Consider the following 6,301-nt stretch of genomic DNA (forward strand, 5'->3'; position numbering starts at 1 on the left):
CCTTTAGGTATGCAAATCATTCCACCTTCAAATGTTGAAATATTTTTTGTTTTAAGTGGCTTCCTGATTGGAAGAATTCTGTTCAGGATTTTTACCAAAGATGAATTTAAAAGCAGAGACCTCAATTATTTTCTTATTCGTCGTTGGTTTCGCACATTACCAAATTATTATCTGGCTTTACTTATAAATATTGCTATTGTTGCTTATTTTGGTAGGGAATACCCGGAAACACTCTGGAAGTACTTTTTTTTTCTTCAAAATGCCAATGAAGGGATGGACTTGTTTTTTACGGAGTCCTGGAGTTTACCAATAGAAGAATTTGCCTATATCATTTGCCCTTTTTTATTTTACCTGGCAATGTTATTTAAATGGAAAATACCTAAAGAAAAAGTGTTTTTATTAATTACACTAGTTATTATAAGCTTCTTTAACATTACAAAGCTCATTTACAATCATTACACACCAGTGAGTGATATGACCTATTGGAATATCAATTTAAAAGCAGTTGTGATTTATCGTATTGACGCAATATATTACGGTGTTTTTGCAGCGTATATTTCTATGATTAAATCCCATCATTGGAAATCAAAAAAAGAACTTGCATTAATTATCGGGTTTATTGGATTTTTATTGTTTCATTTTTTAATTGGATTAAATAATCTGAGTATTCAAGAATATCCTTTTATGTGGAATGTAATTTATTTACCCTTTTGTTCTATTTGCATTGCTTTTTCACTACCTTTTTTATCTCAATGGAAATCGGCACCAATCAACATTTTGAAGCCCATTACGGTAATAAGCTTGATTTCATATAGCATGTATCTGTTGCACTACTCAATAATACTTCAACTTATGAGATACTTTGTGCCAATAGAAAACCTTGAAATTGGTGAAAAGCAACTTTTTGTTATTATCTATTTGCTATTGACAATCATACTTTCATTGTTACTCTACAGAATTTATGAAAAACCAATGATGGATTTAAGAGATAGACCCTTCTTTATGAAAAGATACACTAAGATTTAAATTAACAACTTGGTAATATTATTCACTTTTAATTAGCTATTATACAATTATATTTATATAAAATTAATTTAAGTTGAAAATAATTCATTAAAACTTCATATTTTTTAATGATTTTTAAAATTGATACCTTTTTTGTAAATTTGCGAGCATTGTTTTGTGAACCAAAATTTTCAAAACTATACAGAAATTATCTAAACATTTAACTTTACAACTATGGCCTTTGATATCGACATGATTAAAAAAGTGTATTCCACTATGGATAAGCGTGTTACTAAAGCACGTGAAATAGTGGGAAAACCACTTACACTCACAGAAAAAATATTGTATTCTCATCTTTGGGACGGGACACCATCAAAAGCGTTTACCCGTGGAAAGGATTATGTAGATTTTGCACCAGACAGAATAGCCTGTCAGGATGCAACAGCTCAAATGGCCTTGTTACAATTTATGCAAGCCGGAAAGGACAACGTCGCTGTGCCAACAACAGTGCATTGTGACCACCTTATCCAAGCAAAATCGGGTGCTGCTGATGATTTAAAACGCGCCAATGATACAAGTAAGGAAGTTTTTGACTTTTTGGAATCCGTTTCTAATAAATATGGAATTGGATTTTGGAAGCCGGGAGCAGGAATCATTCACCAGGTAGTTTTAGAAAATTATGCATTTCCGGGAGGTATGATGATAGGTACAGATTCACATACTGTCAATGCAGGTGGATTGGGTATGGTAGCTGTTGGAGTCGGTGGGGCTGATGCCGTAGACGTCATGGCCGGAATGCCGTGGGAATTGAAATTTCCAAAACTTATTGGAGTAAAGCTAACAGGCGAACTTAATGGTTGGACAGCTTCTAAAGATGTTATTCTTAAAGTGGCAGGAATCCTAACAGTAAAAGGAGGAACTGGAGCTATTCTTGAATATTTTGGAGAAGGGGCTAAAAACCTTTCCTGTACCGGTAAAGGAACTATTTGTAACATGGGTGCAGAAATTGGGGCAACTACATCTACATTTGGCTTTGATGAGTCCATGGAACGCTTTCTAAGAGCTACAGACCGAAATGATATTGCAGATGAAGCCAATAAAATTAAAAGTCATTTAACTGGAGATCCTGAAGTTTATGCAAATCCTGAGCAATATTTTGACCAGGTAATTGAAATTAACCTTTCAGAACTAAGGCCACATCTCAATGGCCCTTTTACTCCCGATCTTGCGACTCCTGTTGGTCAATTAGGCCAAAAAGCAAAAGAGAACGGCTGGCCTATAAAAGTAGATTGGGGTTTGATAGGTTCATGTACTAATAGTTCTTACGAAGATTTAACCCGTGCCTCATCAATTGCAAAACAAGCAGTAGATAAAAAATTAAAACCCAAATCTGACTTTGGTATCAACCCGGGTTCAGAACAAATTAGGTATACAGCAGAGCGTGATGGTATTTTAAAGATATTTGAAGACCTTGATGCTACAATTTTCACCAATGCTTGTGGACCTTGTATTGGACAATGGGATAGAAGTGATGTAAAGGGGGATGAAAAAAATACTATTGTGCATTCTTTCAACCGAAACTTCTCAAAACGTGCTGACGGAAACCCAAACACTCATGCTTTTGTAGGCTCACCAGAAATGGTTGCAGCAATCGCGATTTCAGGTCGATTGGATTTTGACCCTATGAATGATACCCTAATAAATGAAGAAGGCGAAGAAGTGAAATTGGAAATACCCAAAGGATTGGAATTACCACCTCTTGGTTTTGAAGTAAAAGAAAGTGGTTATCTTGCTCCAACTGAAAATGGAAAAAATGTAGAAGTAAAGGTAAGCCCTACATCTGAGCGTTTACAACTGTTAGACCCTTTTGAGCCTTGGGATAGAGATAACCTTACAAATGTCAAGCTCTTAATTAAAGCATTCGGCAAATGTACCACAGACCACATTTCTATGGCAGGACCTTGGTTACGTTACAGAGGTCACCTTGACAACATTGCTAACAACACCCTTATAGGTGCAGTGAACGCTTTCAACAAAAAAACAAATTTTGTAAAAAGTCAGTTAAGTGGAGAGTATGGTGGAGTACCCGATGTACAACGTGAATACAAAAAGGCCGGAATCCCAACTGTCGTAGTAGGTGATCATAATTATGGAGAGGGTTCATCAAGAGAACATGCAGCTATGCAGCCTCGTCATCTGGGAGTCAAAGTGGTTTTGGTAAAGTCTTTTGCTCGAATCCATGAAACCAACTTGAAAAAACAAGGAATGTTAGGGTTAACTTTTGCAAATGAATCTGATTATAACTTGATTCAGGAAGATGATACCTTCAACTTCGTGGATTTAAAAGATTTTGCACCTGAAAAACCATTAACTATTGAATTGGTTCACAAGGATGGAAGCACTGATACCATCAAAGCAAACCATACCTATAACAACGCTCAGATTGAGTGGTATAAGGAAGGTTCTGCTCTTAATTTGATTAAAAAAGAAAATGCTAAGTAGATAGTTTTTTTAAATACCATAAACACACACCTCATTAAGTTAATCTTTATGAGGTGTTTTTATATCAAACCTGGTCTCGGATTAAAAAAGTAAAACAACAAAGCCTTTAAACTTGTTTTCTGATGTTTTATCCACTTTAATAGAGAAAAAAATTAGAAAGTTGTACATTAAACGTGTATAATATAATTTAGTGAAGTTTTTAAAAAATAGATACCTTTAACAAATTTTAATTGATCCTTATGACTTTAGTTGTTATTTCACTTGTCATTCTCGTAATTGTATACTGTGTCTATATTTACAATACCCTCATTAAGTTACGCACTATGGTTAATGAAGCCTGGAGTGGTATTGATGTACAATTGCAAAAGCGCCACGATTTAATTCCTAATATAGTTAAAGTTGTGCAAGGCTATGCCTCCCATGAAAAAAACCTATTTGAAAGCATCACTCAGCTGCGATCACGCGGAATAAAAGCTACCGGCGTAAAAGATCAAGAAGCTGCAGAGATAGGTTTATCAAAAGCCTTGGGAGAGCTTTTTGTAGTAGTTGAAAACTACCCGGAACTGAAAGCCAATCAGAATTTCTTAGAGCTGCAGCAAGAACTTGCTGCAGTTGAAAACGATTTACAGCGCGCCCGTCGCTATTATAATGGAAGTGTAAGGAACTACAACATTTTGATTGAACAATTCCCTTCTATGTTTATTGCCAAAGCAGCAAATCATTCTCAAAAGGAGTTTTTTGATATAAAAAATGAAACCGAAAAAGCAGTTCCAAACCTAAACTTTTAATTTTTTTTAAATGCGAATCGTACTTATTTTTTGTCTGTTTTTGTGTACTCTGAATACTTTTTCACAAGAGCGCATACTTTCTTACAACACCCAAATTAAGGTAGAGGCATCAGGTGATTTATTGGTGCGTGAAGATATTACAGTAAATGCTGAAGGTAAAGATATTAAAAGAGGGATTTTCAGAACATTTCCAACGAAATACAAAGACAAGCTAGGTTCAAATTTCAATGTTGGTTTTGAGGTAAAGGAAGTCTTGAAGAATGGTCAACCGGAAGCATTTTTTACCGAAAACAAAAACAATGGAGTAGTAGTTTATATTGGCGATAAAAATACGTTTCTTAATCCCGGGGAATATACTTACACACTTATTTATGAAACTACTAGGCAAATTGGATATTTTGAAGATTATGACGAGCTTTACTTTAATGCTATAGGTGGTGATTGGGCATTCTCAATTGAAAAAGCAACTGTTTTAGTAGAGCTGCCCGAAGGCGCTGAAATTCTTCAGGTTGATGCTTTTTCCGGTCCTGTAGGAACTTCCGATTGTGATTGTGAAATTGTTTCAGGAGAGAACCGGTTAAAAATAGAAACAACCAAAGAGTTACAACCCCGTGAACAACTAACCTTTGCCGTGGCCTGGCCTAAAGGATTGGTTTATGAACCCACAACAATGGAGAAATTGCTATTTTTTATAAAAAGTAATCTCTATGTGTTGGTGGCCTTTTTAGGTTTGCTTGCAGTTTTTTTTGTGTATTACAGGTCGTGGCGTAAAGTGGGTGTCGACCCGCCAAAAGGCACAATTTTTCCTCAGTTTGATCCTCCTAAAGGTTTTAGTCCGGCACAGATTGCCATCTTGCAATCGTTGCGAATGACCCAACGAGCAGTTACAGCAGCTATCGTCAATATGGCTGTAAAAGGACATTTGAAAATTGTTTATTCCAAGAAAAAATACACCTTAAAAAGACAGGCTGAAGACTATTCAATACTGACTGATGAAGAAGCAGCCCTTTCAAAAGCAATATTTGCAAACCATAAAATTATTGACCTGGACAACAAATACCACAAAGAATTTACAAAGGCAAGAAAAAGCTTGTTTGATGCAGTAAAAAAACAATTAAAACCCACTTATTTTAGTTTTAATTATAATCATTTAGGGAAGGGAATTCTTGCCTCTGTGATTTTGGTTGTGCTTACATTTGTTTTGGCCCCATCACCGTTGATTCCGTTTATTTTATTATTCCTTTTGGTTGCGATGGTACTATTATTTACTTATTTGATTAAAGCACCCACCAAAAAAGGCAGGGTTGTGATGGATGACATTGAAGGATTTAAAATGTATGTGGACGTTGCAGAAAAAAAACAATTAGATTTAAATCACGAACCTGAAATGACCCCAGAACGTTTTGAAACGTTATTACCATTTGCCATTGCCCTGGGAGTGGAAAATAAATGGGGTGAAAAATTTGAAAAAGCGCTTAAAGATTCCTTACAGGAAGCTACTTCATACAATCCTTCCTGGTATAGTGGTGCAGCCATGGGTGCCATGGCATTTTCACCTGCCAAGTTCAGTAGTGATATGGGTCGAAGTTTTACTTCTGCAATTTCTTCTGCATCCACCCCTCCTGGCAGTTCGTCAGGGAGTGGTGGTGGCGGGTTTTCCGGTGGTGGCGGCGGCGGTGGCGGCGGTGGCGGCTGGTAATTTTACTTAAAATATTTATGCCCTCTTTCTAAAATATATTTCTATTATTAAAAAGCTTGTGAACTTCTGTTTTAAATCCCTATTTTTGCCCAAAATTTAAAAAAAGAACAATGGCAACAAATAGAACATTTACTATGCTTAAGCCTGATAGTGTTGAAAAAGGACACATTGGTGCGATATTACAAATGATTAACAAGGCAGGTTTTAGAATTGTGTCGATGAAAATGACTCAAATGACCACTGCAGATGCTGAGGCGTTTTATGCAGTTCACAAAGAACGTCCGTTTTTTGGTGAATTGGTTGAATA

At 35.9% G+C, this 6,301-nt stretch carries 5 protein-coding genes; all 5 read left to right on the forward strand.

The features are described 5' to 3' along the window. On the forward strand, positions 1–1,026 hold a 1,026-nt coding region (locus AACY61_RS07065), incomplete at its 5' end, for an acyltransferase (protein ID WP_339610870.1). Between the two features lie 213 nt (positions 1,027–1,239). Next, on the forward strand, positions 1,240–3,507 hold the full coding sequence (locus AACY61_RS07070) for an aconitate hydratase (RefSeq protein WP_339610871.1): 2,268 nt from the start codon (positions 1,240–1,242) through the stop codon (positions 3,505–3,507). A 239-nt stretch (positions 3,508–3,746) separates the two neighbouring features. Further along, positions 3,747–4,295 carry a LemA family protein gene (locus AACY61_RS07075; protein ID WP_339610872.1) on the forward strand — a complete coding sequence of 183 codons (549 nt, stop codon included), beginning with the start codon at positions 3,747–3,749 and terminating at the stop codon, positions 4,293–4,295. A gap of 10 nt (positions 4,296–4,305) precedes the next feature. Next, positions 4,306–5,994 carry a DUF2207 domain-containing protein gene (locus AACY61_RS07080; RefSeq protein WP_339610873.1) on the forward strand — a complete coding sequence of 563 codons (1,689 nt, stop codon included), beginning with the start codon at positions 4,306–4,308 and terminating at the stop codon, positions 5,992–5,994. A gap of 110 nt (positions 5,995–6,104) precedes the next feature. Continuing rightward, a partial coding sequence (locus AACY61_RS07085; RefSeq protein ID WP_339610874.1) for a nucleoside-diphosphate kinase occupies positions 6,105–6,301 on the forward strand: 197 nt, incomplete at its 3' end.

The sequence above is a fragment of the uncultured Planktosalinus sp. genome (genome assembly GCF_963973675.1).
In the GTDB taxonomy this organism is placed as follows: Bacteria; Bacteroidota; Bacteroidia; order Flavobacteriales; family Flavobacteriaceae; genus Planktosalinus.